The organism is Cyanobium sp. NIVA-CYA 375, assembly GCF_056108345.1.
Map to the genome: position 1 here is coordinate 39034 of NZ_JBSYHW010000003.1, position 23886 is coordinate 62919.

Annotated in this window: 26 protein-coding genes and 1 tRNA gene; 20 read left to right on the forward strand and 7 right to left on the reverse strand. The window is 63.0% G+C overall.

Going from position 1 to position 23886, the window contains the following annotated elements; all coding sequences use genetic code 11:
• Positions 1 to 3: 3 nt before the first annotated feature.
• Both AC01FP_RS01610 and dnaK read right to left on the reverse strand, forming a co-directional pair.
• Positions 4 to 930, reverse strand: a complete 927-nt coding sequence (locus AC01FP_RS01610) for a DnaJ domain-containing protein (RefSeq protein ID WP_474477336.1) — start codon at positions 928 to 930, stop codon at positions 4 to 6.
• The gene (dnaK, locus tag AC01FP_RS01615) at positions 927 to 2948 is read right to left on the reverse strand and encodes a molecular chaperone DnaK (protein WP_474477338.1); all 2022 of its coding nucleotides are present in this window, start codon (positions 2946 to 2948) and stop codon (positions 927 to 929) included. The genes AC01FP_RS01610 and dnaK overlap by 4 nt, the downstream gene beginning before the upstream one ends.
• Positions 2949 to 3200: 252 nt before the next feature.
• Here dnaK and pstC point away from each other — a divergent pair, with 252 nt between their 5' ends.
• Genes pstC through pstB form a run of 3 tightly spaced genes read left to right on the forward strand, consistent with a single transcriptional unit; the run spans position 3201 to position 5932 of the window.
• Positions 3201 to 4142, forward strand: coding sequence for a phosphate ABC transporter permease subunit PstC (gene pstC / locus AC01FP_RS01620; protein ID WP_474477341.1), 942 nt, complete (start codon positions 3201 to 3203; stop codon positions 4140 to 4142).
• Between the two features lie 8 nt (positions 4143 to 4150).
• A complete protein-coding gene (pstA, locus tag AC01FP_RS01625; protein WP_474477343.1) occupies positions 4151 to 5065 on the forward strand; it encodes a phosphate ABC transporter permease PstA in 915 nt (304 codons plus the stop codon).
• A gap of 45 nt (positions 5066 to 5110) precedes the next feature.
• Positions 5111 to 5932, forward strand: a complete 822-nt coding sequence (pstB, locus tag AC01FP_RS01630) for a phosphate ABC transporter ATP-binding protein PstB (RefSeq protein WP_474477348.1) — start codon at positions 5111 to 5113, stop codon at positions 5930 to 5932.
• Between the two features lie 112 nt (positions 5933 to 6044).
• On the opposite strand, the gene AC01FP_RS01635 is transcribed toward pstB, so the two are convergent.
• Positions 6045 to 6131, reverse strand: a tRNA-Ser gene (locus AC01FP_RS01635).
• Between the two features lie 38 nt (positions 6132 to 6169).
• Between AC01FP_RS01635 and AC01FP_RS01640 the strand changes: the two genes are divergently transcribed.
• The 7 genes from AC01FP_RS01640 to AC01FP_RS01670 all read left to right on the forward strand — a co-directional run bounded on the left by AC01FP_RS01640 (position 6170) and on the right by AC01FP_RS01670 (position 11856).
• A complete protein-coding gene (locus AC01FP_RS01640; protein ID WP_474477351.1) occupies positions 6170 to 6538 on the forward strand; it encodes a 2Fe-2S iron-sulfur cluster-binding protein in 369 nt (122 codons plus the stop codon).
• Entirely contained in the window at positions 6535 to 7413 is an 879-nt protein-coding gene (locus AC01FP_RS01645; protein ID WP_474477354.1) for an inositol monophosphatase family protein, read from the forward strand. The genes AC01FP_RS01640 and AC01FP_RS01645 overlap by 4 nt, the downstream gene beginning before the upstream one ends.
• Positions 7414 to 7458: 45 nt before the next feature.
• Positions 7459 to 8628: an ATP phosphoribosyltransferase regulatory subunit gene (locus tag AC01FP_RS01650; RefSeq protein ID WP_474477357.1), complete on the forward strand. Its 1170-nt coding sequence runs from the start codon at positions 7459 to 7461 to the stop codon at positions 8626 to 8628.
• Between the two features lie 9 nt (positions 8629 to 8637).
• Positions 8638 to 8862: an indolepyruvate ferredoxin oxidoreductase subunit alpha gene (locus AC01FP_RS01655; protein ID WP_322765519.1), complete on the forward strand. Its 225-nt coding sequence runs from the start codon at positions 8638 to 8640 to the stop codon at positions 8860 to 8862.
• 159 nt (positions 8863 to 9021) lie between these two features.
• Positions 9022 to 10947 carry a molecular chaperone HtpG gene (htpG, locus tag AC01FP_RS01660; protein WP_474477360.1) on the forward strand — a complete coding sequence of 642 codons (1926 nt, stop codon included), beginning with the start codon at positions 9022 to 9024 and terminating at the stop codon, positions 10945 to 10947.
• Between the two features lie 86 nt (positions 10948 to 11033).
• A complete protein-coding gene (rpmB, locus tag AC01FP_RS01665) occupies positions 11034 to 11270 on the forward strand; it encodes a 50S ribosomal protein L28 (protein ID WP_474477363.1) in 237 nt (78 codons plus the stop codon).
• 7 nt (positions 11271 to 11277) lie between these two features.
• Entirely contained in the window at positions 11278 to 11856 is a 579-nt protein-coding gene (locus tag AC01FP_RS01670; RefSeq protein ID WP_474477366.1) for a peroxiredoxin, read from the forward strand.
• Positions 11857 to 11872: 16 nt separating this feature from the next.
• Here the strand turns inward: AC01FP_RS01670 and csaB are convergent, their stop codons facing one another.
• On the reverse strand, positions 11873 to 12958 hold the full coding sequence (gene csaB, locus AC01FP_RS01675) for a polysaccharide pyruvyl transferase CsaB (RefSeq protein ID WP_474477369.1): 1086 nt from the start codon (positions 12956 to 12958) through the stop codon (positions 11873 to 11875).
• Between the two features lie 49 nt (positions 12959 to 13007).
• Between csaB and AC01FP_RS01680 the strand changes: the two genes are divergently transcribed.
• From AC01FP_RS01680 to psaK, 4 genes are read left to right on the forward strand one after another with little or no spacing between them, the layout of a single operon-like run.
• Positions 13008 to 13313: a DUF2499 domain-containing protein gene (locus AC01FP_RS01680; protein ID WP_254936304.1), complete on the forward strand. Its 306-nt coding sequence runs from the start codon at positions 13008 to 13010 to the stop codon at positions 13311 to 13313.
• Positions 13310 to 13639, forward strand: a complete 330-nt coding sequence (locus AC01FP_RS01685) for a DUF3593 domain-containing protein (RefSeq protein ID WP_474477372.1) — start codon at positions 13310 to 13312, stop codon at positions 13637 to 13639. Before AC01FP_RS01680 ends, AC01FP_RS01685 begins: the two co-directional genes overlap by 4 nt.
• The gene (locus AC01FP_RS01690; protein ID WP_474477375.1) at positions 13639 to 14721 is read left to right on the forward strand and encodes a transporter substrate-binding domain-containing protein; all 1083 of its coding nucleotides are present in this window, start codon (positions 13639 to 13641) and stop codon (positions 14719 to 14721) included. Before AC01FP_RS01685 ends, AC01FP_RS01690 begins: the two co-directional genes overlap by 1 nt.
• A 55-nt stretch (positions 14722 to 14776) precedes the next feature.
• A complete protein-coding gene (psaK, locus tag AC01FP_RS01695; RefSeq protein WP_474477378.1) occupies positions 14777 to 15034 on the forward strand; it encodes a photosystem I reaction center subunit PsaK in 258 nt (85 codons plus the stop codon).
• 38 nt (positions 15035 to 15072) lie between these two features.
• On the opposite strand, the gene dxs is transcribed toward psaK, so the two are convergent.
• The gene (gene dxs, locus AC01FP_RS01700; RefSeq protein WP_474477381.1) at positions 15073 to 17001 is read right to left on the reverse strand and encodes a 1-deoxy-D-xylulose-5-phosphate synthase; all 1929 of its coding nucleotides are present in this window, start codon (positions 16999 to 17001) and stop codon (positions 15073 to 15075) included.
• A 73-nt stretch (positions 17002 to 17074) separates the two neighbouring features.
• Here dxs and ilvA point away from each other — a divergent pair, with 73 nt between their 5' ends.
• The 3 genes from ilvA to AC01FP_RS01715 are packed head-to-tail and all read left to right on the forward strand — an operon-like array spanning position 17075 to position 19522.
• Positions 17075 to 18646: a threonine ammonia-lyase, biosynthetic gene (gene ilvA / locus AC01FP_RS01705; RefSeq protein WP_474477384.1), complete on the forward strand. Its 1572-nt coding sequence runs from the start codon at positions 17075 to 17077 to the stop codon at positions 18644 to 18646.
• Between the two features lie 28 nt (positions 18647 to 18674).
• Complete coding sequence (gene scpB, locus AC01FP_RS01710; RefSeq protein WP_474477386.1) at positions 18675 to 19211, forward strand: SMC-Scp complex subunit ScpB; 537 nt, start codon at positions 18675 to 18677, stop codon at positions 19209 to 19211.
• A gap of 23 nt (positions 19212 to 19234) precedes the next feature.
• Entirely contained in the window at positions 19235 to 19522 is a 288-nt protein-coding gene (locus tag AC01FP_RS01715; RefSeq protein WP_474477389.1) for a YggT family protein, read from the forward strand.
• On the opposite strand, the gene AC01FP_RS01720 is transcribed toward AC01FP_RS01715, so the two are convergent.
• Complete coding sequence (locus tag AC01FP_RS01720) at positions 19516 to 20013, reverse strand: hypothetical protein (protein WP_474477392.1); 498 nt, start codon at positions 20011 to 20013, stop codon at positions 19516 to 19518. The two genes, AC01FP_RS01715 and AC01FP_RS01720, sit on opposite strands and share 7 nt — an antisense overlap.
• On the reverse strand, positions 20010 to 20339 hold the full coding sequence (locus tag AC01FP_RS01725) for a nucleoside triphosphate pyrophosphohydrolase family protein (RefSeq protein WP_474477394.1): 330 nt from the start codon (positions 20337 to 20339) through the stop codon (positions 20010 to 20012). Before AC01FP_RS01725 ends, AC01FP_RS01720 begins: the two co-directional genes overlap by 4 nt.
• 57 nt (positions 20340 to 20396) lie before the next feature.
• On the opposite strand from AC01FP_RS01725, the gene pyk reads away from it, so the two are divergent.
• The 3 genes from pyk (at position 20397) to AC01FP_RS01740 (ending at position 23881) form a co-directional block, all read left to right on the forward strand.
• Positions 20397 to 22181 carry a pyruvate kinase gene (gene pyk, locus AC01FP_RS01730; RefSeq protein ID WP_474477510.1) on the forward strand — a complete coding sequence of 595 codons (1785 nt, stop codon included), beginning with the start codon at positions 20397 to 20399 and terminating at the stop codon, positions 22179 to 22181.
• 23 nt (positions 22182 to 22204) lie between these two features.
• Positions 22205 to 23434, forward strand: a complete 1230-nt coding sequence (locus AC01FP_RS01735) for an ABC transporter permease (protein WP_474477397.1) — start codon at positions 22205 to 22207, stop codon at positions 23432 to 23434.
• A 141-nt stretch (positions 23435 to 23575) separates the two neighbouring features.
• On the forward strand, positions 23576 to 23881 hold the full coding sequence (locus tag AC01FP_RS01740) for a DUF1830 domain-containing protein (protein ID WP_474477400.1): 306 nt from the start codon (positions 23576 to 23578) through the stop codon (positions 23879 to 23881).
• The last annotated feature ends 5 nt before the right edge of the window (positions 23882 to 23886 follow it).

The following is a 23886-nucleotide window of genomic DNA, read 5'->3' on the forward strand; positions in this document are numbered from 1 at the left end:
GTGTCACCGGTGCAGCCCCTCAGGGTCGTCGGCGAGCTCCTGCAGCCGTTTGTAGAGGGCAGCTTCAGCCTCACCCAGCTGCTCCGGCACCAGGATGCGCACCTCCACCAGCTGGTCGCCGCGCTGCTCACCCCACTCCTGGCCCCGCCCCCGCAACCGCAACATGCGGCCGCTGGAGGAGCCGGCCGGCACCCGCAACTTCACCGGCCCGCGCAGGGTGGGCACCACCACCTGGCAGCCCAGGGCCGCTTCCGCGGGGGTCAGTTCGAGGGGGTAGAGCACCCGCAGGCCATCGATGCGCAGGCCTTCTTCGGTGCGCACCCGCAGCTGCAGGAAATGGTCGCCGCCGCTGGGGGTCACCCCGGCCAGCCGCAGGCGCCAGCCATCACCGGCCAGTGGCGGGGTCCACACCTCCACCGCCGTGCCGTCAGCTAGCTCCAGCTCCAGCCGCTCCCCCTGAAGCGCCTGCTCGGGAGTGAGCTCCACCAGGCTCTCCTGGTCGCTGGAGGCCTGCACCGGCGGCGGCGGCGGCGGCGAGGCAGTCACCGATCCAGAGGCCGGACGCGGCTTTTGCGCAGGAGGCTCGGGCTCGGCGTCCCGGCGCGAGCGCTGACGCTCACCGAAGAGCGCCTCGAGGTATTCCTCGAAGTCTGGGAAACCGGCAGCAAAGGGATCCTCGGACTGCCGGTTTTGGCCGTCAGCGGGCTGGCCGGTCTCCCAGGCCTGGCGTCGCCGCGGATCCGAGAGCACCGCATAGGCCTCATTAACCAGCTTGAAGCGCTCCTCCGCCAACGGATCGTTGCCGTTGAGATCGGGGTGCCAGCGGCGGGCCTGGGCCCGGAAAGCCCGTTTGAGGTTGCTGGCATCGGCACCAGGCTCGAGGCCCAGCACCGACCAGTAGTCGGCCGGGGCGGCGGGGCTACGCGTCACCGGTAAGAACCATCTCCCCAGGGGTCTTCGTCGTTGCGGGGCCGGCGCTCGCGATAGGGATCCCGGTCATAGCGACTGGGGGGGGCGGCCCAGGGGTCGCTGCCCGGGCGGTTCCAGTCATCCCAGTCGTCATCGGCAAACAACTCATCTTTGAGCGAGCCCAAGGTGTTTTTGAGACCCTGCAGCGGCCCCTGCTCCGCCTTGCGCTCGCTCAGCAGGCGGCGGTTGAGACCAAACAGGGCCTCCTGCAGCTGGCTCACGGCCAGCTCCAGCTCCACCAGGTCGTTGGCGGCCAGCAGATCCTGCACATCGCGCAGGGCCATCTCCACGGAACGCTGCTGGCGCTCGGCGCCGTAGGGGCCCAATTCAAGCGAGGCGTCGCGCAGGCGGCGCTCTGCCTGGGCCACCAGGGTTTGGGCGCGATTGCGGCGATCGATCTCAGCCCGTTTGCGGCGATCTTCGCTGGATTTGAGCTCCGCCTCCTCGATCAACTTGGCGATCTCCTCCTCACTGAGGTTGGATCCCCCCTGAATGCTGACGCTCTGCTGGCGCCCGGTGGTGCGATCGGTGGCTGATACCTGCAGCAAACCATTGGCATCAATATCAAAAGACACCTGCACCTGGGGTACGCCCCGGGGCGCCGGCGGGATGCCAGACAGGCGAAAACGCCCCAGGCTCTTGTTATCGGCCGCCATCTGCCGCTCCCCTTGCAGCACATGGATCTCCACCGAGCTTTGGTTGGACTCGGAGGTGCTGAATAGGTCGCTTTTGCGCACCGGGATCGAGGTGTTGCGCGGAATCAGCACCTTCATCACGCCACCGATGGTTTCCAGGCCCAGCGAAAGCGGCGTGACGTCGTTGAGCATCAGATCGCGCAGCTCACCGGTGAGGATCCCCGCCTGCACCGCAGCACCGATCGCCACCACCTCATCTGGGTTCACCGACTGGCAGGGCTCCATGGGAATCAGGGTCCGCACCGTCTCCTGCACCATCGGCATGCGGGTGCAACCGCCCACCAGCACAACGTCGTCGATGTCTTCGGCTGCGAAGGCCGCATCGCGCAAGGCCCGCTGCACCGGCCGCAGCAGGCGATCGAGCAGATCGGGGCACAGGCCCTCAAATACCTGCCGCTCCAGGGTGGTTTCGATGTGCAGCGGCCCGTCGGGGCCGGTGGCGATGAAAGGCAGCGAAATCGGCGTGCTTTGGACGCCGCTGAGTTCGATCTTGGCCTTTTCCGCCGCCTCGGTGAGCCGTTGCAGGGCCTGGCGGTCGCGGCGCAGATCGATGGCGTGCTCCGCCAAAAAGGCAGCGGCCAGCCAGTCGACAATGCGCCGGTCCCAGTCGTTGCCTCCTAGCTGGGTGTCGCCGCTGGTGGCCTTGACATCAAACACGCCCTGGGCGATGCGCAGCACCGAGACATCGAAGGTGCCACCACCCAGGTCAAACACCAGCACCCGCTTGACGGTGCTGCGATCAAAGCCATAGGCCAGGGCTGCCGCCGTGGGCTCGTTGAGGATCCGCTCGACGCTGATGCCCGCCAGGCGGCCGGCATCGCGGGTGGCCTGGCGCTGGGCATCGTTGAAATAGGCGGGCACGGTAATAACCGCCGCCTCCACGGGCTCGCCCAGATACGTGGCGGCGTCATCGCAGAGCTTGCGCAGCACGCTGGCAACAAGTTCTTCGGGGGCGTACTGGCGCTCCGTGACCGGACACACCACGCGCACATTGCCCTGCTCGTTTGCCCGCACGCTGTAGGGCACCGAGAGGCTGCCCTCCTCCAGCTCGTCCCACTGACGGCCTACGAAGCGCTTGAGATTTGCAAAAGTATTGCGGGGGTTGAGCACCAGCTGACGCCTGGCCAGCTGGCCCACCAGCAACTCCTTATCCCGGCTGAAGCCCACCACCGAGGGGGTCGTGCGGCCGCCTTCGGCGCTGGCGATCACCTGGGGACGGCCGCCCTCAAGAACCGCCACTACTGAATTGGTAGTGCCCAGGTCGATACCAACTATCCGGGACATGGCACCCCACTACGTACAACCATGCACCTGGAAACCCGTCGACCCATTAAGAAGGCGGCTAAGCCCCGCGCTGTGGAGCCCCAAAACTACCCGGCCTCCAGACGTTAATCACTGCTTAAACGGCAACGTGGGCAGCGCTTCGTAGATTTAGAACGGATCGGCCGCCCAGCGCTGACCGATGCAAAGCCAGCCACCCCCATGCTGAAGGACTCCAGCCAAGCGGGCTCAGGCCCTGTGAATCCAAGCCTAAATTTGGCTGCTGACGCCTTCACCCTGCGTCGCCGCCCACCTTCGGAAAAGCTGCTCGATCTGGGCTTTCGCCAGCTAACCCTGGTACTTGCTTCAGCTGTAGCAATCGTGCTACTCGGCATTTTCCTCACCGTGTTCCAAGGAGCCCGGGAAGCGATTTCCGCCTTTGGCCTCAGCTTCCTCACCACCTCCAGCTGGGATCCAGTCAACGAGGACTACGGGGCCTTCATTGCCATCTACGGCACCCTGGTGACTTCGATCCTGTCGCTGGCTATTGCCATTCCCTTAGGTGTGGGCACAGCGATCTTCATCACCGAAGACCTGATCCCCAAACCCCTGCGGGAGGCGATTGGCCTGATGGTCGAATTGCTTGCCGCTATCCCCTCGGTGGTGTTGGGGCTTTGGGCCATCTTCGTGATGGAGCCAGCGATCCGCCCAGCCCTCAATTTGGTGCACAGCTTGTTGGGCTGGAGCCCTTTTTTCAACAGCGTGCCCCAGGGCCCTGGCATGGCCCCGGCCATCTTGATCCTGGTGGTGATGGTGCTACCGATCATCACGGCCATCGCCAGAGATGCTCTTAATCAGGTGCCGATTGAGCTGCGCCAGGGGGCCTACGGCGTAGGCACAACCCGTTGGGGGGCGATTTTCAGCGTGATCCTGCCCGCCGCAGTCTCTGCCATTACTGGCGGCGTGATGCTTGCCTTGGGCAGGGCCATGGGCGAAACCATGGCGGTCACCATGATTATCGGCAACGCCCTCAACTTTGATCTCTCCCTGCTGGCCCCCGGCAACACGATTGCCTCGATGCTTGCCAACCAGTTCGGCGAAGCCGATGGCATCCAGGTATCTGCCCTCATGTATGCCGCCTTGATCCTGATGCTGCTCACATTCGCGGTGAATGTGATCGCCCAGTGGCTCGTGCGTCGCCTCAGCCTGCGTTACTGATCACCACCATGGCGAACCCTTCTCCGCTCACCTACGACAACTCCGCCCTGTTTGACCGGCGGCCGTTGCATTTCGACCCGCGCCTGCGGCGCAACCGGCTCAATCTGCTGTTCACCAGCATCGCTGGCATGTTTGCTGCCATAGCGGTTTTGCCGCTGGTGCTGGTCCTATTTCACGTTTTGATGCAGGGCGGCAGCCTGATCAGCGCCAGCTTGTTCACCGAGCTGCCACCACCCCCCGGCCTAGAGGGAGGCGGTATCGGTAATGCCATCTTGGGCACCATATTGGTAACCCTGATCGCCTCCCTCATAGCTATCCCCGTGGGAGTAGGCGGCGGTATCTATCTCAGCGAATACTCCAGTCGCGGCTGGTTTGCCCAGTTCGTCAGCTTCGGCAACGATGTCTTAGCCGGGGTGCCATCAATCATCAGCGGCGTTTTCGTATACGGGATTGTCGTTTCCACTCGGGTGTTTTTCGACCAGAGCTACAGCGCCATGGCCGGCGGTATCGCCCTGGCTGTGTTGATGCTGCCGACCGTAATTAAAACCACCGATGAGGGGCTCAAGCTGGTACCCCAGGAGTTGCGCTGGGGTGCCTATGGCGTGGGTGCCTCAAAATTTTTGACCGTGATGCGGATCACCCTGCCATCGGCCTTCACACCGATCGCTACAGGCGTAGTGCTGGCTATTGCCAGGGCCGCCGGCGAAACGGCTCCCTTGATCTTCACGGCGCTTTTCTCACCCTTCTGGCAGGAAGGAGTGTTCAATCCGATCGCCACCATGTCGGTGCTGATCTTCAATTTCGCGATCATGCCCTATGAGGCCCAAAACGAACTCGCTTGGGCTGCCTCATTTGTGCTGGTGATGATGATCCTGGCCGCCAACCTGCTGGCCCGCTGGATCAGCCGAATGGCCAAAGTCTGAAGCCCAAACCTCCAGTTCTTCCCTTCCCCCATTCCCTCCAGAGCAATGACCAGCAGCCACTCCAGCCAAGTCGTCGACTCCAGCAAAGGAGATGCCTGCATGTCACTGCAGAACGTCACCATCTCCTACGGCAAGTTTGAGGCGGTGAAAAATGTATTCATGGATATCCCCCGCGGCCGGGTGACCGCCTTTATCGGACCTTCAGGCTGCGGTAAGTCGACCGTACTGCGGGGCTTGAATCGAATGAACGATCTGATTCCAGGTTGCAAACTTAAGGGCAGGGTGATTTTTGACGGCTACGACCTCTACGACCCCAAGGTGGATGCAGTCGAAGTGCGTCGGCGCATCGGCATGGTGTTTCAGAAGCCCAATCCCTTCCCCAAAACGATCTACGAAAACATCGCCTTCGGCGCCCGGATCAACGGCTTCAAGGGCGATATGGATGAGCTGGTGGAACGCTCCCTGCGCAAGGCTGCCGTTTGGGATGAGTGCAAGGACAAACTGCGGGAGAGCGGCCTTGCCCTATCGGGCGGCCAGCAGCAGCGCCTCTGCATCGCCCGCGCCATCGCCACCGAGCCTGAGGTGATCTTGATGGACGAACCCTGCTCAGCGCTGGATCCGATCTCCACACTGAAGATCGAAGAAACAATGCATGAGCTGAAGCGCAGCTACACAATCGTCATCGTGACCCACAACATGCAGCAAGCCGTACGTGTGGCCGATCAAACCGCCTTCTTCAATGCTGAAGCTGTCGAAGGCGGCACCGGCAAGGTGGGTTACCTGGTGGAGTTCAACGACACAGAACGGATCTTTAATGCTCCTGGCCAGCAGGCAACTCAGGACTACGTGAGCGGCCGCTTCGGCTGATACCTACAACAATATAAATTTATATTCAAAGCAACCATCTGGCAGGTTGGAAGATTGAATGACTAGCTCCCTGCAGGTCATGAAAAAGCCGGCCGCAAGGCCGGCTTTATAACGGAGAGGGAGGGATTCGAACCCTCGATAAAGTTGCCCCTATACAGCATTTCCAGTGCTGCGCCTTCGACCACTCGGCCACCTCTCCAGGGGCAAAATGGGGCAACCAGATGGCAATGTAGCAGCATGACTCTCACCCATCCGATCACGGTTCACTGGCGCCAAACCGGCCAGGTGATTCGCCACGACGTTCCTGAAGGGGAGTACATCCTGCGCAGCTTTGAGCAGCAGGGAGACCCCCTGCCTTTTAGTTGCCGCAACGGCTGCTGCACCGCCTGCGCCGTGCGGGTGCTCAACGGTGAAATCGATCAGCGCGAGGCCCTCGGCCTCTCCCGGGAGCTGCGCCAGCGTGGCTATGGACTGCTGTGTGTGGCCCGGGCCATCGGCCCTCTGGAGGTGGAAACCCAGAACGAAGACGAGGTCTACGACCTGCAATTCGGGCGCCATTTTGGCCGCGGCAAGGTGCGCTCCGCCCTGCCCCTGGAGGAGGAATGAAAGCAACCAGCACCACGGCCTACGAGCAATCGGGCCTGAGCAACGGCGAGCTCGAACGCCTGGCGGCGGTGGCGCGTCTGGCGGCGGAGGCCGGTGGCAACCAGCTGCGCCAGCACTTCGGTCGCCTGCAGCAGGTGCGAGAGAAAGGGCGCTCTGGAGACCTGGTAACCGAGGCAGATCACGCCGCTGAAGCGGCGGTTTTAGCGCTGCTCGAGGCCAAAACCCCAGAGATTGGCGTTCTGGCGGAAGAGAGCGGACGCCGCTCCAAGCCCGGCGATCTGGAGTGGTGCGTCGATCCCCTTGATGGCACCACCAACTACGCCCATAGCTACCCGTTGTTTGGCACCTCGGTGGGCCTGTGCTGGCGGGGCGAGCCCCTACTCGGCGCCCTAGCCGCTCCCGGCCTGGAGCAGCTCTACTGGGCCGCCCCCGGCCTGGGCTCCTGGTGCAATGGCAGCAGGTTGGCCGTTAGTAACTGCCCCAGTCTCGGGCAGGCCCTGCTGGTGACCGGCTTTGCCTACGACCGCCGCAGCCGACTCGACAACAACTACGCCGAATTCGCCTGGTTTACCCACCGCAGCCAGGGCGTGCGCCGCGGCGGCTCGGTGGCCCTGGATCTGGCCTTCGTGGCCGCCGGCAAGCTCGATGGCATCTGGGAGCGGGGCCTATCGCCCTGGGATCTGGCCGCCGGAGTGGTGCTTGTGGAGCAAGCCGGCGGTGTGGTGAGCGCCTATGACGGCTCTAATTTTGAGCTCGACTCGGGGCGGATCCTGGCCTGTGGAGCGACCCTGCAACCAGCCCTGATCGAGGGCCTGGCGTCCTGCCGCCCCCTGGCCGGCGCCAGCTATGGCGCCCCCGAACTCGACTCGCCCTAAACCGATCCATAGGATCAGCCCATCCCTCCCGCCGCCAACGCCGCAATGGCCCTGCAACCCGCCGCTGGCGTTCGGGATCTCAACCCTCGCGAGGTTGAGGGCAACCGGCGCATCGCCGATCAACTAGCAGCTGTGTATCGGCTCTGGGGCTACCAGGAGGTGGCACCGCCCAGCTTTGAGCGGCTCGACACCCTGGAAGCCGGCGGTGGCATCGACGGCCGCGAGCTGGTGAGGCTGGCAAGCGATGAACCCCTGGGGCTACGGCCGGAGCTGACCGCCTCAATCGCCCGCGCCGCCAGCACCCGCCTGGCCGAGCGCCCCCGCCCCCTGCGGCTCTGGGCCATGGGCAGCACCTTCCGCAGCTCCACGGCTGCAGGCGGCTCCCAACGGCTGCATGAGCAGTTGCAGAGCGGTGTGGAGCTGCTCGGGGCCCAAACCGCCGCCGCCGATGGGGAGCTGATGCGGCTGCTGCTTGCCGCCGTCGGTGCTCTAGGGCTGCAGGCCCATCACCAACCCCGCTTGCTGGTGGGTCACCACGGGGTGCTCAACGCCCTGCTGCGCCAGCTGCCCGAGCAGCAGCAAGGCGCGGCCCGCGCCGCCCTCACCAACTTCGATCCCCTAGCTCTGGCCCAACTGGCCCTCCCCGATTCTGATCGGCAGCGACTTGGCAACCTGATGGGCCTGCGCGGCGAGCCAGCCAAGGTGCTTTATCAACTGGAGCAATGGCTGGGCCCCATACCCCTGCTAACGGAGCTGGGCGAGACCCTGGCAGCGGTGGCACCGGCCGCAGTGCGCCTGGGGGTGCAGTTGCAGCTCGACCCGAGCTTCCAGCCCCACTTCGCCCTCTATGACGGCCTGGTGCTGAAGCTGGTCTGCCAGGGGCAGGAGGTGCCGGTGGAGATTGCCAGCGGCGGTCGTTACGACGCCCTGGTGGGGCGCTTTTGCCCGGAGCCAGCCGAGGCCGCTGGCGTGGGCTTTGGCTTCGATGTGGGAGCGGTGCGGGAGCTGGTGGCGCCAGCGCTGGAAAGCCGCTTGCCGGTGCTGGTGGCCTATGGCTGCCCCCAACACCTGGCTGCAGCCCTCGATCACCTCGAAGCCCTGCACCAGATGGGCATCTGCGCCGAACTGCTCAGCGGGGCCTGCGCCAATCAAGCTGAAGCTGAGGCCTTAGGCGAAGCCCGCGGCTGCGGCCGTACCGTTTGGATCGCTGTTTAGGATTCGTCAATGGCACACACGATCGTTACCAACGTCTGCGAAGGCGTAGCCGATTGCGTGGATGCCTGCCCCGTGGCTTGCATCAACCCTGGCCAAGGTGCCAACAGCAAGGGCACCAACTTTTACTGGATCGACTTCGACACCTGTATTGACTGCGGCATCTGCCTGCAGGTATGTCCCGTGCAGGGAGCCATCCTTGCCGAAGAAAAGCCGGAGCTGCAGCAGGCGGGCTGAGCGGGGCAGGAGGGAGGAGAGAGGAGAGAGGCTGTGCGGTTCATCACTTAGCTAAGCTAAGACTTAGCTAAGTCTGAGTTCGGAGACCCCTCCCCCAGAGCCCTTGAGCCGGCAGGCCCAAGCTCCGTAAGGTTTGGCCCAACGACAAAAACGCTTGCCATGACGGTGCTGGAACAGGGCCAGATTCAGATCCACACCGAAAATATCTTCCCGATTATCAAAAAGGCCGTCTACAGCGGCCATGAGGTGTTCCTGCGGGAGCTGGTGAGCAATGGCGTGGATGCCATCAGCAAACGGCGCATGGCGGCGATGGCTGGCGACTGCAGTGAAGGTCCAGAAGCCAAGATTTCGATCCGCATCGACCGCGAGGCCAAAACCCTCACCATCTCCGACAACGGCATCGGCATGAATGTCGATGAGGTGAAGCGCTACATCAACCAGGTGGCCTTTTCCAGCGCCGAAGACTTCCTCGAAAAATACAAGCAAGAAAACGACGCGATCATCGGTCACTTCGGCTTGGGCTTCTACTCCAGCTTCATGGTGGCCAAGCAGGTGGAGCTGGTCAGCCTCTCGGCCAGTGCTGGCGCTGAGGCGGTGCGCTGGAGCTGTGATGGCTCCCCCAACTTCAGCCTTGAGCAAGCCGAGCGCAGCGAGCCCGGCACCGACGTGATCCTGCACCTGATGGAGGAGGAGCTCGAATACATCGAGCCCGCCCGCATCCGCACCTTAATAACCACCTACTGCGACTTCCTGCCGGTGGAAGTGCAGCTGGAAGGCGAAACCGTTAATAAGCGCGAGGCGCCTTGGCGCAAGAGCCCCAGGGATCTCACAGACAACGACTACATCGAGCTCTACCGCTACCTCTACCCCTTCCAGGGCGACCCCCTGCTGTGGGTGCACCTCAACACCGACTATCCCTACAACCTGCAGGGCATCCTGTTCTTCCCCAAATCGAGCGGCCGGGCCGACTGGGAGAAGGGCGAGATCAAGCTCTACTGCAACAACGTGTTCGTGAGCGATTCGATCAAGGAGGTGGTGCCCCGCTACCTGCTGCCCTTGCGCGGCGTGATCGATTCACCCGACATCCCCTTGAACGTGAGCCGCTCCGCCCTGCAAACCGACCGGCGGGTGCGCTCGATCGGTGGCTTCGTGGCAAAGAAGGTGGGCGACAGGCTCAAGGAGCTCTATCGCGACGACCCCAAGCGCTACGCCGAAAGCTGGGAGTCGCTTGCCCCCTTCATCAAGATCGGCGCCATGGAGGATGAAAAATTTGCCGACCAGGTGGCCGATCTGGTGCTGTTTGGCACAAGTGCCTCGGCCATGGAGCAGGAGCCTGGCGAGGGCGAGAGCATTGACCCCATCCCCGGCGAAAACGGCAAGGCTTACACCACCCTGGCCTGCTACCGCACCCGCCTGGCTGCCGCCAACGACAAGCGCATCCTATACTGCACCGATGAGGCCGGCCAGGCCGGTGCTCTGGCCCTGTGGAAGAGCCAGGGGGCTGAAGTGCTGCTGGCCGATACCTTCATCGACACCCAGTTCATTCCCTGGCTCGAATATCGCCACGAGGAGCTGAAGTTTCAGCGAGTTGACAGCGAACTGGATGAATCGCTGCAGGAGAAAGAAAGTGAGATCAGTGACGCAGACGGCAAGGACAATTCCGAAAAACTGCGCGATCTATTCAAAGGTGCTCTGGCCAACGACAAGGTGACCATTCAGGTGCAGGCCCTCAAGGGTGACAATGCCCCCGCCGCCCTGATCCTGCTGCCAGAGCAGATGCGCCGCCTCAACGACATGGGCGCCCTGATGGAGCAGCGCCTGCCGGGCCTGCCCGATCACCATGTGCTGCTGGTGAATCGCAAACACAAGCTGGTCGAAGGTCTGCTCAAACTCTCTGCCGGTTCGGTGATCACAACCGGTGCCAGTGGCGGCAGCTCCCCCAGCCAGCAGCTGGCCGATGATCTTGGCCGCCACGTATACGAATTGGCGCGTCTAGCGGTGGGTGGCCTGGAACCCAACGAGCTGGCCGGCTTCCAGCAGCGCAGCGCCGATTTGATGGGCAAGCTGATGGAGCGGGGGCTCTAGTCGCCATCCCAGCAGCTGACCCTCACCCCCACTTGATACAGTGGGAGCTTGGGCTTTTGCCCTGTAAGTCGTTTTGGAAGTGGTTCATGTCCCGGGTCTGCCAGCTCACAGGCAAGCGCGCCAACAACGGCATGGCCGTCTCGCACTCGCACGTGCGCACCAAAAAGCTCCAGCAGGTCAACCTGCAGTCGCGCCGTCTGTGGTGGGCTGAAGGCAACCGGTTCGTCAAGTTGCGCGTCTCCACCCGCGCTCTGAAAACCATCCAGAAGAAGGGTCTGGGCGCTTACGCCAAAGAGTTGGGCGTAAACCTGGCAAAAGTCTGAGGCTGCCATGCGGCGTCGGGCACTCCTGCAGGGCCTAGCTGCTCTTTTGCCAGCAGCAGCGGGTGCAACAGGTCTGCTGGCAGCTAGCCGGCGGGCTTTTGCTTTGGGCGGCACCCTGCCTGCCCTAAATCAAGCTGCCCCAGCTTTCGACCTGGCTGGCATTGCTCCAGCTGCCGGTGGTGAGGCTGTAGCAACACGACTAAACCTGGCCGATTTCCAGGGCAAATGGTTGGTGCTCTATTTCTATCCGCGTGATTTCACCGGTGGCTGCACCATTGAGGCTCGTGGTTTTCAAAAAGACCTGGCCAGCTTCCGTGCCGCCAATGCGGTAGTGGTGGGGGTGAGCGCCGACGATGCCGAATCCCACGCCGATTTCTGCAGCAGCGAGGGACTGGCCTTTCCCTTGCTGTCTGATCCGGCTGGCACGGTGAGCCGCGCCTACGGCAGCTGGATCGCACCTTTCTCCCAGCGCCACACCTTCCTGATCGACCCCTCCGGGGTATTGCGCTCCACTTGGGTGGCGGTGCGTCCCAGCGGCCACGCCACTGAAGTGCTTAGCGCTTTGCAGCAGTTTCAAGCCAGCTGATCAGGAGCTGGCCCCACTAGCAACGGGGCGCACTTGCGTCCAGAGAAGCGAGAACAGCCCAGTGCACTTCGCTCTGCTGACGCAGCGCCAGTAACCTTGAAGTGGGCTGCGGGGTGTCGAGCGCCCTATCCCAGCTGGCCAGCAGCCCAGGGGCAGGTGCATTATCCAAATTTTGACAGGAGCAGCCCAGGTTGGCGGCGGCGGCGGCCACCTTGGGGTCGTAGCTGAGGGCGGCGCAGGGCGCACCGGAGAGGGCTGCCAGGATCAGGCCGTGCAGCCGCATCGCCAGCACTAAGCCAGCGCCGCTGCATATGGCCATCGCCTCCTGGGGCCGCTCAGCCAGCACCTCCCGACTGCGGGCTGCCAGTCCTGGCGGCAGCAGCTGCTCGCGACGCAGCTGCTCCAGTAGGCCCCGGTCCTGGTTGGCGTGGAAGGGCAGCCAGATCACCTCCCGGTCGTGGCTGGTCGCCAACTGATCAAGGGCTGCCAAATAGGGCTTCCAGGCAGAACCCTGCAGCTGGCGGGTGGGGCGGAAGCAAAGCACCAGGGGGCCACCGCTACCGCGCCATTGCAGGGGTGGCAGCGCCCACACTGGGTCGCTGCCCACCGCGCCCTCACGCCCGAGGCTCCTGGCCAGCGCCGCCGACTCCGGGTCACGCCAGCTCAGCGCCGTGGCCAAACCCAGTAGGCGGCCCACCAGCAAGCGGCTGCGCCGCCTTCGCAAAGGACCAAGGCCCTGGCCCCAAAGCAACACAGGCTTGCCCTGCAAGCGAGCGAACCCAATCAGGGCTGCGTAATAGAGCAGGCTCTTGAAACTGGTGGAGTCCTGCAGCAAGCTGCCGCCGCCAAGCACCAATGCATCGCACTGTCGCAGAGCCTTGAGCACCAGAGGCAGGCTGCGGCGCTGCACGGTTTCAACGCCAAAGCGCTGCCGCACCAAGGCACAGTCGTGGGCAGTAACCGTGGCGAGGCAGCCCGCCGGCAACTGGGCCAGCAACACTTCCAGCAGGGCATCGTCGCCCAGGTTGTGTTCGCCGTAATAGCCGCAGAGCAGCGGCCGCCTCGCTGACTGATCAGTCTTCGCCGGCGTGATCACGCGCACCTGAGCCAGGTATTAGGCGCTCAGCTTCTCACCCTGCCAAAATTGGCCGATGCACGCCCTTTCCCTACCCACCTGGTGGATTCATGTCACCTCGGTGCTCGAGTGGGTGGTGGCGATGGTGGCCGTGCAGCGCCTAGGTGTGGCGCGCCGGGAGGGTGGTTGGCGTTGGTTGAGCCTGGCGATGCTGCCCGCCCTGGTGAGCGCCATGGCTGCCTGCACCTGGCATCTGTTTGACAACAGCCCAAACCTGCAAGGCCTGGTGGTGTTCCAGGCAGGCCTCACCACCATCGGCAACGCCGCCCTGGCCCTAGCAGCCTGGAACCTGCTACGCCAGCAGCGCCAGGCGGCGCCATGAACGGCCCCCTCGGCTGGCTAGCCGCCATCGACCCCACGCCTTTGTTTGTGCTGTCGCTACTCCCCTATCTGGCCTTCCTTTGGTGGGCAGGGCGGATTGAGGGGTTCCCCAAACTGGCCCTGCGGGGTTTCCAATTCACCCTGGTGTTTGTGGCCGTCACAATTGCCGCCGCCATCGTGGCCCAGCTGCGCTACGGCGAGCTGCTGGCCAATGTGGATCCCCTGCATGGGGGAGCTGAATCGCTGCTCACCATCTCCAACCTGCTGGTGGTGCTCGGCTTCAGCGGCATCGGCGCCGTAATCACGGCCCAACCGCCCCGATCCTGATGCTCTGGCTCCTGGCGATCGCCGTCGGCCTGGCCGCTGGACCCAGCCAGGCTGCACCAATATTGAGAGTTGGTGTAGCCGATGGCTCCCAGCCCTGCTCCTACCGCGAGCGGGGCAGCTGGAGCGGCATGGCCGTGGAACTTTGGCAACAGGTCGCCGACCAGGAGAAGATCCCCTATGTGCTAGTGCCAGCTGAAAACACAACCAAGCTGCTGGCAGCCACCAAGCGCAACGAACTGGACGTCGCGATCGGCTGCATCACCATCTCGCCAGAACGCATCCGCCAGAACCGCTTCAGCCTGCCTTTTCAGGAATCGGGCTTGGGGGTGATGGTCAAGCGCAACCAGCTGGAGCTCGGCAGCTCCCTTCTGCGCGCCCTGCTGGCTCCTGATCTGATCCGGCTGCTGCTGGCCTACGTGCTGCTGATAGGCCTGTTGAGCGTGGCTGTCTGGAAGGTGGAGCGCAACGGCAGTAAGCCCAGCAGCTGGGAGGTTGGGCCGCGTCGCGCCTTCGCCCTGATCTTTCAGGTGCTAGCCACCGGCCCTGGCACAAACACCGTGGTTGTTAGTTCACGGGGCCACACCTTGGTGTTCCTGGCCTACTTGGTGCGCATCATCACGGCCTCGCTGCTGGTCAGCTACGTCACCTTGAACGTTGTGCGTGGCAACCAGGAGTTGGCCAGCCACAACATCCGCAGCCTCAACGATTTGGCCGGCCAGCGGGTCGCCGTGCGGCGCGGCACCATCAGCGAAGAGCTGCTTCTCAGGCTCAATGCCTCGGGACTGCAACCGCCGATCCAGCTGCGAGAGCTTGATCAGGTGATTCGCGCCGACAGCCTGCTGGCGGCTGATGCCGTAGATGCGGTGCTCGCCGACGACATCCAGCTCGACTTTTTGCTGCAGCAACTGCCCCACAAGCGCTATGGGCTAGCGCTGCGCAACCTCAACCCCCAATCCCAGGCCTTCGCCCTCTCACCAGGCAGCAGCGAAGAACTGGAACTCCGCATCAATGAAGCGCTGGGGAGGCTTAAGCGCGATGGCGTCGTCACCCGGCTGCGCCAGCAGGCAATGAACAAGTCTTAAGCCGGGCGATCCATGGGCGGTGCTGCCCGGAGGATGGGGCGTTGGCACCTGCTCCATGATCGCTCCCCTCCTGGCCCTCGCCCCCGCCTCCATCACCTGGTCACCCAAGGTGGCGTTGGTGATGATTGTCTGCAACGTGATCGCCATCGCCATTGGCAAGGCCACGATCCAACATCAAAACGTTGGTCTCAAGCTGCCTAGCGCCGGCCTATTTGGCGGCTTCAGCCACGGCGCCATGCTCGGCACCATGAGCCTCGGTCACATCCTCGGCATGGGCGCCATCCTTGGCCTGGCCTCCCGCGGCGTGGTTTGAGCCCATAGCGCTCAAAGCGGTAGTCAAACCGGGCGCGCTCAGACGGCAACGGGCGCTGCCGGCGCCCGGAGACCGCTCTGCAGAGCCGAGCCGAAACGGGCTATGATCCGCTCGGCCATCTGGGGCGGGGTAAGACCGAGGCTCAGCTTGCTCTGCTCCGGGCTGGCATGGTCGACCAGTTGGTCCGGAATGCCAATGCGCAACACGGGCACCAGCACGTTGTGGTCGCTGAGGGTTTCCACCACCGCAGCGCCAAAACCGCCAGCCAAGGCACCCTCTTCCATGGTCACAACCCGGCCGATGCGCTTTGCCAGCGGCAGGATCAGCGCTTCATCTAGGGGGCGTAAAAAGCGGCCATTGATGACCGCGGCCCGCACGCCCTTTTCCTGCAGCAGGCCGGCCGTAGCCAGCGCCGGAGCCACCATGGCGCCGTAGGCCACGATCAGCAGATCATCGCCATCGGTGATTAGCTCGCCACGGCCGATCTCCAAGGGCTCAAAACCCTCCTCCGCCAAGGGCACTCCTTCGCCTTCGCCGCGGGGAATGCGAATGGCACAGGGGCCGCTGTGGTGAATCGATGTCACCAGCATGCGCTGCAACTCAGCCTCATCCTTAGGTGCCATCACCGTGAAGTTGGGGACGGCCCGCAAGTAGCTGATGTCATATTGGCCCTGGTGGGTAGGGCCATCGGCGCCAACGATGCCAGCCCGATCCATCACAAAGGTGACCGGTAGGTTCTGGATGCCGACGTCATGGATCAGCTGGTCGAAAGCGCGCTGCAGGAAGGTGCTGTAGACAGCCACCACGGGCTTGAGGCCCTCACAGGCCATGCCGGCAGCCATGGTCACGGCGTGCTGCTCAGCAATGCCCACATCGAAATACTGATCCGGCAGGGCCTTCTCCAGCAGGTCGAGGCCGGTTCCGGTAGCCATGGCGGCGGTGATGCCCACCACGGTTGGATCCTGCTCGCAGAGTTTCACCAGCGTCTGGCCAAACACCTTGCTGTAGCTGGGTGGTTTGGGCTTGCTCGAGGGATAGGCCTTACCGGTGGCCAGGTCGAAGGCGCTCTGGGCGTGATAGCCCACCTGATCTGCCTCGGCGTAGGCATAGCCCTTGCCCTTGGTGGTGGCCACGTGCACGAGCACGGGCCCCTCGGTGCGGTGCGCCTGCTCAAAGGTGCGCACCATGCCGGCGATGTCGTGGCCATCGATCGGGCCGATGTAGGTGAAGCCCAGCTCCTCAAACACCGCACCCACCTTGGGCACCGCCAAACGCTTCATGCTCTCTTTGAGAGTTTTGAGCTCGTTGGGCAGCTCACCGTGCAGGAAGGGCAGGTGCTTGATCGCTTCCTCGGCATTGCCCTGCAGAAATTGCAGGGGTGGGCTCAGCCGCATGCGGTTGAGGTAGGTGGAAAGGGCCCCCACCGGCGGGCTGATCGACATGTCGTTGTCGTTAAGCACCACGACCAGCTTGGTTTTCGGCAGGTGGCCGGCGTGGTTGATCGCCTCTAGCGCCATGCCACCGGTGAGGGCGCCATCGCCGATCACCGCCACACATTTGAAGTCTTCGCCGCGGCGATCGCGGGCCAGGGCCATGCCTAGGGCCGCCGAAATCGAGGTGCTGGCGTGGCCGGCACCGAAATGGTCGAAGCGGCTCTCGCTGCGCTTGAGGTAGCCAGCCACGCCATTTTTCTGACGCAAACTATCAAAATTCTTGTAGCGGCCCGTTATCAACTTGTGGGGGTAGGCCTGGTGACCCACGTCCCACACCACCTTGTCGTGATCGAGATCGAGGGTTTGGTAAAGGGCGAGGGTCAGTTCGACAACTCCCAAGCCCGGACCCAGGTGACCGCCGCTCGTGCTCACCACCTCCAGATGGCGCTCACGAATCTGGCGGGCAATGGCTTCAAGCTCAGCCGTGCTCAGGCCGTGCAGCTGATTCGGATGACTCAGCTCGCTGAGATGCATGCACAACCCTTGAGGTGAGGTGCAATCTAGGCCTTGGCTTCGGCCCAGGGGTGCGAATTGCGACACTGGTGGGATGAGCGAGGCCCCTGAGAGCTATCTGCAACGGATTCTGCGGGCGCGGGTCTACGACGTGGCCATTGAGTCGCCGCTGGATCCGGCGCCGAATCTCTCGGCGCGCCTGCACAACCGGGTGCTGCTGAAGCGTGAAGACCTGCAGCCGGTGTTCAGCTTCAAGCTGCGCGGCGCCTACAACAAAATGGCCGGCCTCTCGCCTGCCGAGCTAGAGCGGGGCGTGATCGCCGCCAGCGCCGGCAACCATGCCCAGGGAGTGGCGCTAGCCGCCCAGAAGTTGGGCTGTAGGGCCGTGATTGTGATGCCTGTCACCACACCGGAGATGAAGGTGAAAGCGGTGGCAGCCCGGGGCGCTGAGCTGGTGCTGCACGGCGACAACTACGACGCCGCCTGCACGGAAGCCACGCGCCTGGGCCTTGAACGGGGGCTCAGCTTCATCCATCCCTTTGACGATCCCGATGTGATCGCCGGTCAAGGCACGATCGGGTTGGAGATTCTGCGCCAGTGCTCCTCGCCGCCAGACGTTATTTATGTGGCCGTAGGCGGTGGCGGCTTAATCGCCGGCATCGGCGCCTACGTCAAAACCCTCTGGCCCCAAGTCCAGATCGTTGGCGTTGAGCCGGTGGACGCTGATGCCATGACCCGCTCCCTAGCCGCCGGGGAGCGGGTGCAGCTTGAGCAGGTGGGCCTTTTCGCCGATGGCGTGGCGGTGCGCCGCGTCGGCGAACTCACTTTTGAATTGGCAAAGCAAACGGTGGATCGCATGGTGACCGTCGACACCGACGCCATCTGCGCAGCCATCAAGGACGTGTTCGAAGAAACCCGCTCGATCCTGGAGCCAGCCGGAGCCCTGGCCGTAGCGGGCATGAAGCGCGATGTGATGCAACAGGGCTTGCACGGCCAAACCTTGGTGGCGGTGGCCTGCGGCGCCAACATGAACTTCGACCGGCTGCGCTTCGTGGCCGAGCGCACCGAGATAGGCGAAGACCGCGAAGCGATGCTGGCGGTGGAAATCCCCGAGCAGACCGGCAGCCTGCGGCGCTTCTGTGGCGTGCTGGGCCAGCGCAACCTCAGCGAGTTCAGCTACCGGCTGGCCGATCCCAGGGTTGCCCACATTTTTGTGGGGGTGCAGACCAGTGGCGCGGCCGACGAGCAGCAACTGATCAACGACGTGCAGAACGCCGGCTTCCCCTGCCTCGACCTATCCAACAACGAGCTGGCCAAGCTGCACCTGCGCCACATGGTGGGCGGCCGGCTGCCCGCCAGTGCTGGCGCGGCGCTCGAGCAGGGCGAGGAGCTGCTCTACCGCTTCGAGTTTCCGGAAAAGCCCGGCGCCCTGATGGCTTTCGTGAACGCCCTACACGCCAACTGGAACATCAGCATTTTTCACTACCGCAACCACGGCGCCGACGTGGGGCGGATCGTGGTAGGTGTGCAGGTGCCTCAAGCCGATAGACCCGCCTGGCAGGAGTTCCTCGATGGCCTGGGCTATCGACACTGGGACGAGTCCGCCAACACCGCCTACAAGCTGTTTTTGGGACCCAGCTCCGCACCCCTGCCAGCCCTGGCATGAGCCCAAAAAGCTGCAGTAACCTGAATCCATGCAAAGCAAGTCGCTGAAGCAGGGCAGTGCAGCGGCTGAAGCGATCCAGGCCCTATCCCTGCCCGCCCGCATTGAAGCAATTCTCTATCTGAAGGGCCGGCCGCTCAGCCTCGCTGAGCTGGCTGAGATTGCTGCCGTCAGCCGAGAGGAGGCGGAGCTTGGCCTGATCACCCTGATCACCGATTACGCCCACCGGGATACGGCCCTGGAAGTGTGCCAGGAGGGCAACCGCTACAGCCTGCAGCTGCGTGATGGCCTGGGCGATTTGGTGCAAAACCTGCTGCCGGTGGATTTATCCACCGCCGCCCTGCGCACCCTGGCAACGATTGCCCTCAAAAAGCGGATCTTGCAATCGGATCTGGTGGAGCTGCGCGGCTCCGGCGCCTACGACCACATCAAGGAGCTGCTCGCCCAAAACTTCATCGAGCGCAAGCGCCAAAGCGAGGGCCGCTCCTACTGGCTCACCCTCAGCGAGAAGTTCCATCGCACCTTCGCCATCAAGGCTGAGGCTGACCTATGGAAGCAGGCTGCCTAGAGTTGCACTACTAACAAATTTCCATGGACGCCCTGAGTTTCCTGCTGCAGGTTCTGGCCCAGACCCTGAGCATCTACACCCTGGTGTTACTGGTGCGGGTGTTGCTGAGCTGGTTTCCCAACCTCGACTGGGGCAACCCCGTGCTTTCGACGGTGAGCTCGATCACCGATCCCTACCTGAACGCCTTCCGCGGCCTGATTCCGCCCCTAGGCGGCCTCGACCTCTCGGCGATTGTGGCTTTCCTGGCCCTGCAGTTGGTGCAGAGCCTGCTCCAAGGCGCAAGCGTTTCTGTATTGGGAGCCGGCTACTGATCGGCCAGGGCTTGTTCAAGGGGCAGCAACTCGTCATCGGCGCCGGCACGAGTGCGCACCGGTGCGCTGAAACCCCTCGCCTTGACATTGCGGAAGCTGAGCGGACCAGGGGTGCCAGCAGGCACCGATAGGCGCAGGGCAAAGGCGGAAGTGCCGGGCGGAACATCACCGATCGAGCCCACCCGGGTGCGGTTTTGCAGCACTGGCTCACCACTTGAATCAACGATCAAGGCAAAAACGTCGGTGTCAACAACGGCCTTGCGGCCAGGATTCAGCACATTGCCGCGCAGGGCATAGCAGCTGGCGCCAGCCGGGCGCCGCAATTCCGGTTGGGCGCCGATGTCCTCAGCCGGGCAGGGCTCGATACTCAGCTCCGAAACCTGCAACTCAGCCGCCCAGGTAGGGGAGGGCAGCAGCAGCAGCGCGGCAAGCGCTAGAAGCGCTAACAGCCGCCCCAGCCACTGTTCAAGTGCACGCCTTTGCCTGATCACCGCCTGTCTCCACTGCCTCCGATCACGTTACGGGCGGCGCGGCTGGCCAATTTGTCTAGGTTGGTCTGGGCAATTTGCTCTAGCTCCAGGCCGAGTTCGCTAGCCAGCTGGGCCACATACCAGAGCACATCGCCTAGCTCCAGCTGCAAATCTGCAATCACCTCTGGCGAGAAGCTTCCCTGCCGGTCGCGCAACACCTTTTTGACCTTATCGGCCACCTCGCCAGCCTCACCGCACAGGCCCAAGGTGGGATAAATGGGGTTGGCGCCGACATCGGGGTAGTGGGCCGTGGCGCGGCAACGCTCCTGATAAAGCTGAAAATCCAACTTAAACAGCCCAATGCAGGCCTGGATGGTAGTTTCCAGATGTCTGTTGGCGTTTACATGCCCCAGCCCGATCTCATGCGTCGCACCAAGATCGTGGCCACGATCGGGCCTGCCACGGAATCCGCTGAACGTCTACGCGAATTAGTGGCCGCCGGCGCCACAACTTTCCGACTTAATTTTTCTCACGGCGACCACAGCGAGCATGCGGCTCGCATCGCCACGATTCGGCAGGTTTCAGCGGAATTGGGCATTGAGCTGGGCATCCTTCAAGACCTGCAAGGTCCCAAAATCCGCCTAGGCAGATTTGCTGCTGGGCCGATCACCCTGGCCAAGGGCGATCCGTTCACCCTCACCTCCCGGGATGTGGCCTGCAATAAGCAGATCGCCACCGTCACCTACGCAGGCTTGGCCGATGAGGTGGTGCCAGGCAGCCGCATCCTGCTGGATGACGGCCGGGTGGAAATGCTTGTTGACAGCGTCGACAAACCCGAGCAAACCCTTTTCTGCAGTGTCACCGTTGGCGGTGTGCTCTCCAACAACAAGGGCGTCAATTTCCCGGATGTGCAGCTCTCCATTCGGGCTCTCACAGAGAAAGACCGCATAGATCTGGCCTTTGGGCTGCAGCAGGGGGTCGACTGGGTGGCGCTCAGCTTTGTGCGCAACCCCTCGGATATGCGCGAGATCCGCGAACTGATCCGCAGTCACGGCCACAACACCCCCGTAGTGGCGAAGATCGAGAAATTTGAGGCCATCGACCAAATCGATGACATCCTGCCCCTCTGCGACGGGGTGATGGTGGCTCGGGGCGACCTCGGCGTTGAGATGCCCGCCGAAGAAGTGCCCCTGTTGCAAAAGGAGCTGATTCGCAAAGCCAACAGCCTCGGCATCCCGGTGATCACCGCCACCCAGATGCTCGATTCAATGGTGAGCTGCCCCAGGCCCACCCGGGCCGAAGTTAGTGACGTAGCCAACGCAATTCTTGACGGCACCGACGCCGTGATGCTCTCAAACGAAAGCGCGGTAGGGGATTTCCCCGTTGAAGCGGTGTCCACCATGGCCACCATTGCCAAACGAATCGAGCGGGATTACCCCCACCGGGTGCACGACAGCCACATGGCTACCACAATCCCCAACGCCATCTGCCAGGCGGTAAGCAGCATTGCTCGCCAGCTGAATGCGGCCGCAATCCTGCCACTCACCAAGGGGGGCTCCACGGCTCGCAACGTCAGCAAGTTCCGCCCCAGCACCCCAATTCTGGCGATCACCAGTGAGGTGAGTGTGGCCCGGCAGCTGCAGCTTTGCTGGGGTGTCAACCCTCTAGTGGTGGAAGAGCAGAGCTCCTCCACCAGCACCTTCAGCCTGGCCATGGGCAAGGCTCGCGAGCTGGGCTTTCTTCGCGATGGCGATCTAGTCGTCCAAACCGCCGGCACCCTTTCGGGCATCAGCGGCTCCACCGACTTCATCAAGGTGGGCATCGTCTCTGCCGTGCTCTCTAAAGGCACGGGCGTCGGCACTGGATCGGTGAGCGGTCGGGTTCGTTTGGTTGACAGCCCAGAGGCTGCAAAGGCTATCCAATCCGGCGAAATCCTGGTGGTGCATCAAACCAATGACGATTACGTCGAAGCGATCCGCAAGGCCAAGGGGGTCATCACTGAAGCTGGTGGCCTCGATAGCCATGCCGCCTTGCTTGCCCAAAGCACTGGCGTCCCGGCGATTGTTGGTGTCAACAACGCAATCGCCAGCCTGCGCCAAGGTGAAATCGTGACCATGGATCTGCAGCGTGGTGAGGTCCATCTAGGCGCCCGCAGCCACAACGCCGATGACAGACCCGCCATCGTTTAAGACCAGCAGCCACCTACGCCGCCATGCCAACCAAGCTCCCCATAGGGGAAACCGTGGGCATGGCCCTCAGCACCCTGAGCTCCAATCGGTTGCGCAGCTTGCTAACCATGCTCGGCATCGTTATCGGCAATGCCTCCGTGATCACCCTGGTGGGCGTTGGGCGGGGAGCCCAGAACCTGGCTGAAGGACAGCTAAGCAACCTCGGTGCCAACGTGCTCTTTGTGGTGCCAGGCAACAACGACACCCGGCGCCAGGGCATCGACTTCCCCAAAACCCTCGTGCTCGAAGATGCCGTCGCCATCGCGGAGCAGGTCCCGAGCGTCAAGCGAGTAGCCCCTCAAATCACCCTCAGTGAAGTGGTGCAGGCCGGCGGGTTGAGTAGCACCGCATCGGTTTCCGGAGTGACGCCTGAGTTTCTGCCAGTACGGCAGTTTGAAATGTCCCAGGGACGCTTCTTCTCCGCCAGCGATCTCAGCGGCGCCCGCAACGTCACCGTGGTGGGGCCTGACCTGGGATCAAAAATGTTTCCGGGCAAGGAGCCGGTGGGACGCCAGCTGCGAATTCGCAACCAGTTGTTTGAAGTGATCGGCGTTCTTGAACCCAAGGGAGCCGTGTTTGGCCAAAACCAGGACGAGAACGCCTACGTGCCGCTCAGCACGATGGTGAGCAAACTTTCGGGGCGCAACCGTACCTTCGGAGTCAGCCTCAACTTCATTAGCGTCGAAGCCCGAGACGAGCAGAGCACCAGTGCGGCGAGCTTTCAGATCACAAACCTGCTACGCCAACGGCACCGAATCCTGCGGGAAGACGACTTCGCCGTGCGCTCCCAAAAAGATGCCCTCACCATCGTGGGCACGATCACCGGCGGGCTCACCTTGATGCTGGCTGCCATTGGTGGCGTATCGCTGCTGGTGGGCGGCATCGGCATCATGAACATCATGTTGGTGTCGGTGAGCGAGCGCACCGAGGAAATCGGCCTGCGTAAAGCTCTCGGGGCCCGCAGTGGCGATGTGCTGCTGCAGTTTCTGGTGGAGTCCCTGGTGCTCGCCAGCCTCGGCGGTGTAATCGGCAGCGCAGTAGGGATTGGCACGGTGGCATTAGTCGGCGCCCTGACGCCCCTACCCGCCACGATTGGGGCAGCCACGGTGTTGATCACGGTGGGACTATCCGGCTCGATTGGCCTTTTCTTCGGTGTAGTGCCAGCCCGCCGGGCTGCACGCCTCGATCCAATCGTTGCCCTGCGTAGCCTTTGATATGGGCTGGCGCGAGCAGGAAAACGAGGCCAGAATCCGTAGAAATCATTAAAGACTGAGAATAGTGGCGTTCGTCACCAAACCCGCACTCAATCCAATGGGTTGATAGCTGGGTGAAATCGGGTTCCAGTTTTGGCACACATGGCGTGCAGCTACCGCAATACCAGCGATCGGATGGTGATCCTGCGCTGCATCGGTCCCGAAGAATTTTTTCTTGAGAGGGTTGCCTTTCCCTTCGAGCTGCTCACCTTTCAGTGCCCGCCGAGCAGCGAGGTCAATATCTGGACCCACGGCATCGGTGGACCGGAATTGGTGGACACGGCTAATGCGGGTGATCTGCTGATCGAGGCACCGGCCGAACCAGCCCAATTCGAAGCGCTGCAAAGTTTGGACGAATACGCGCCCGGCCTGCTAGAGGGCGACATGCCCTGGGTTGCAGTCGGCTGAAGCGA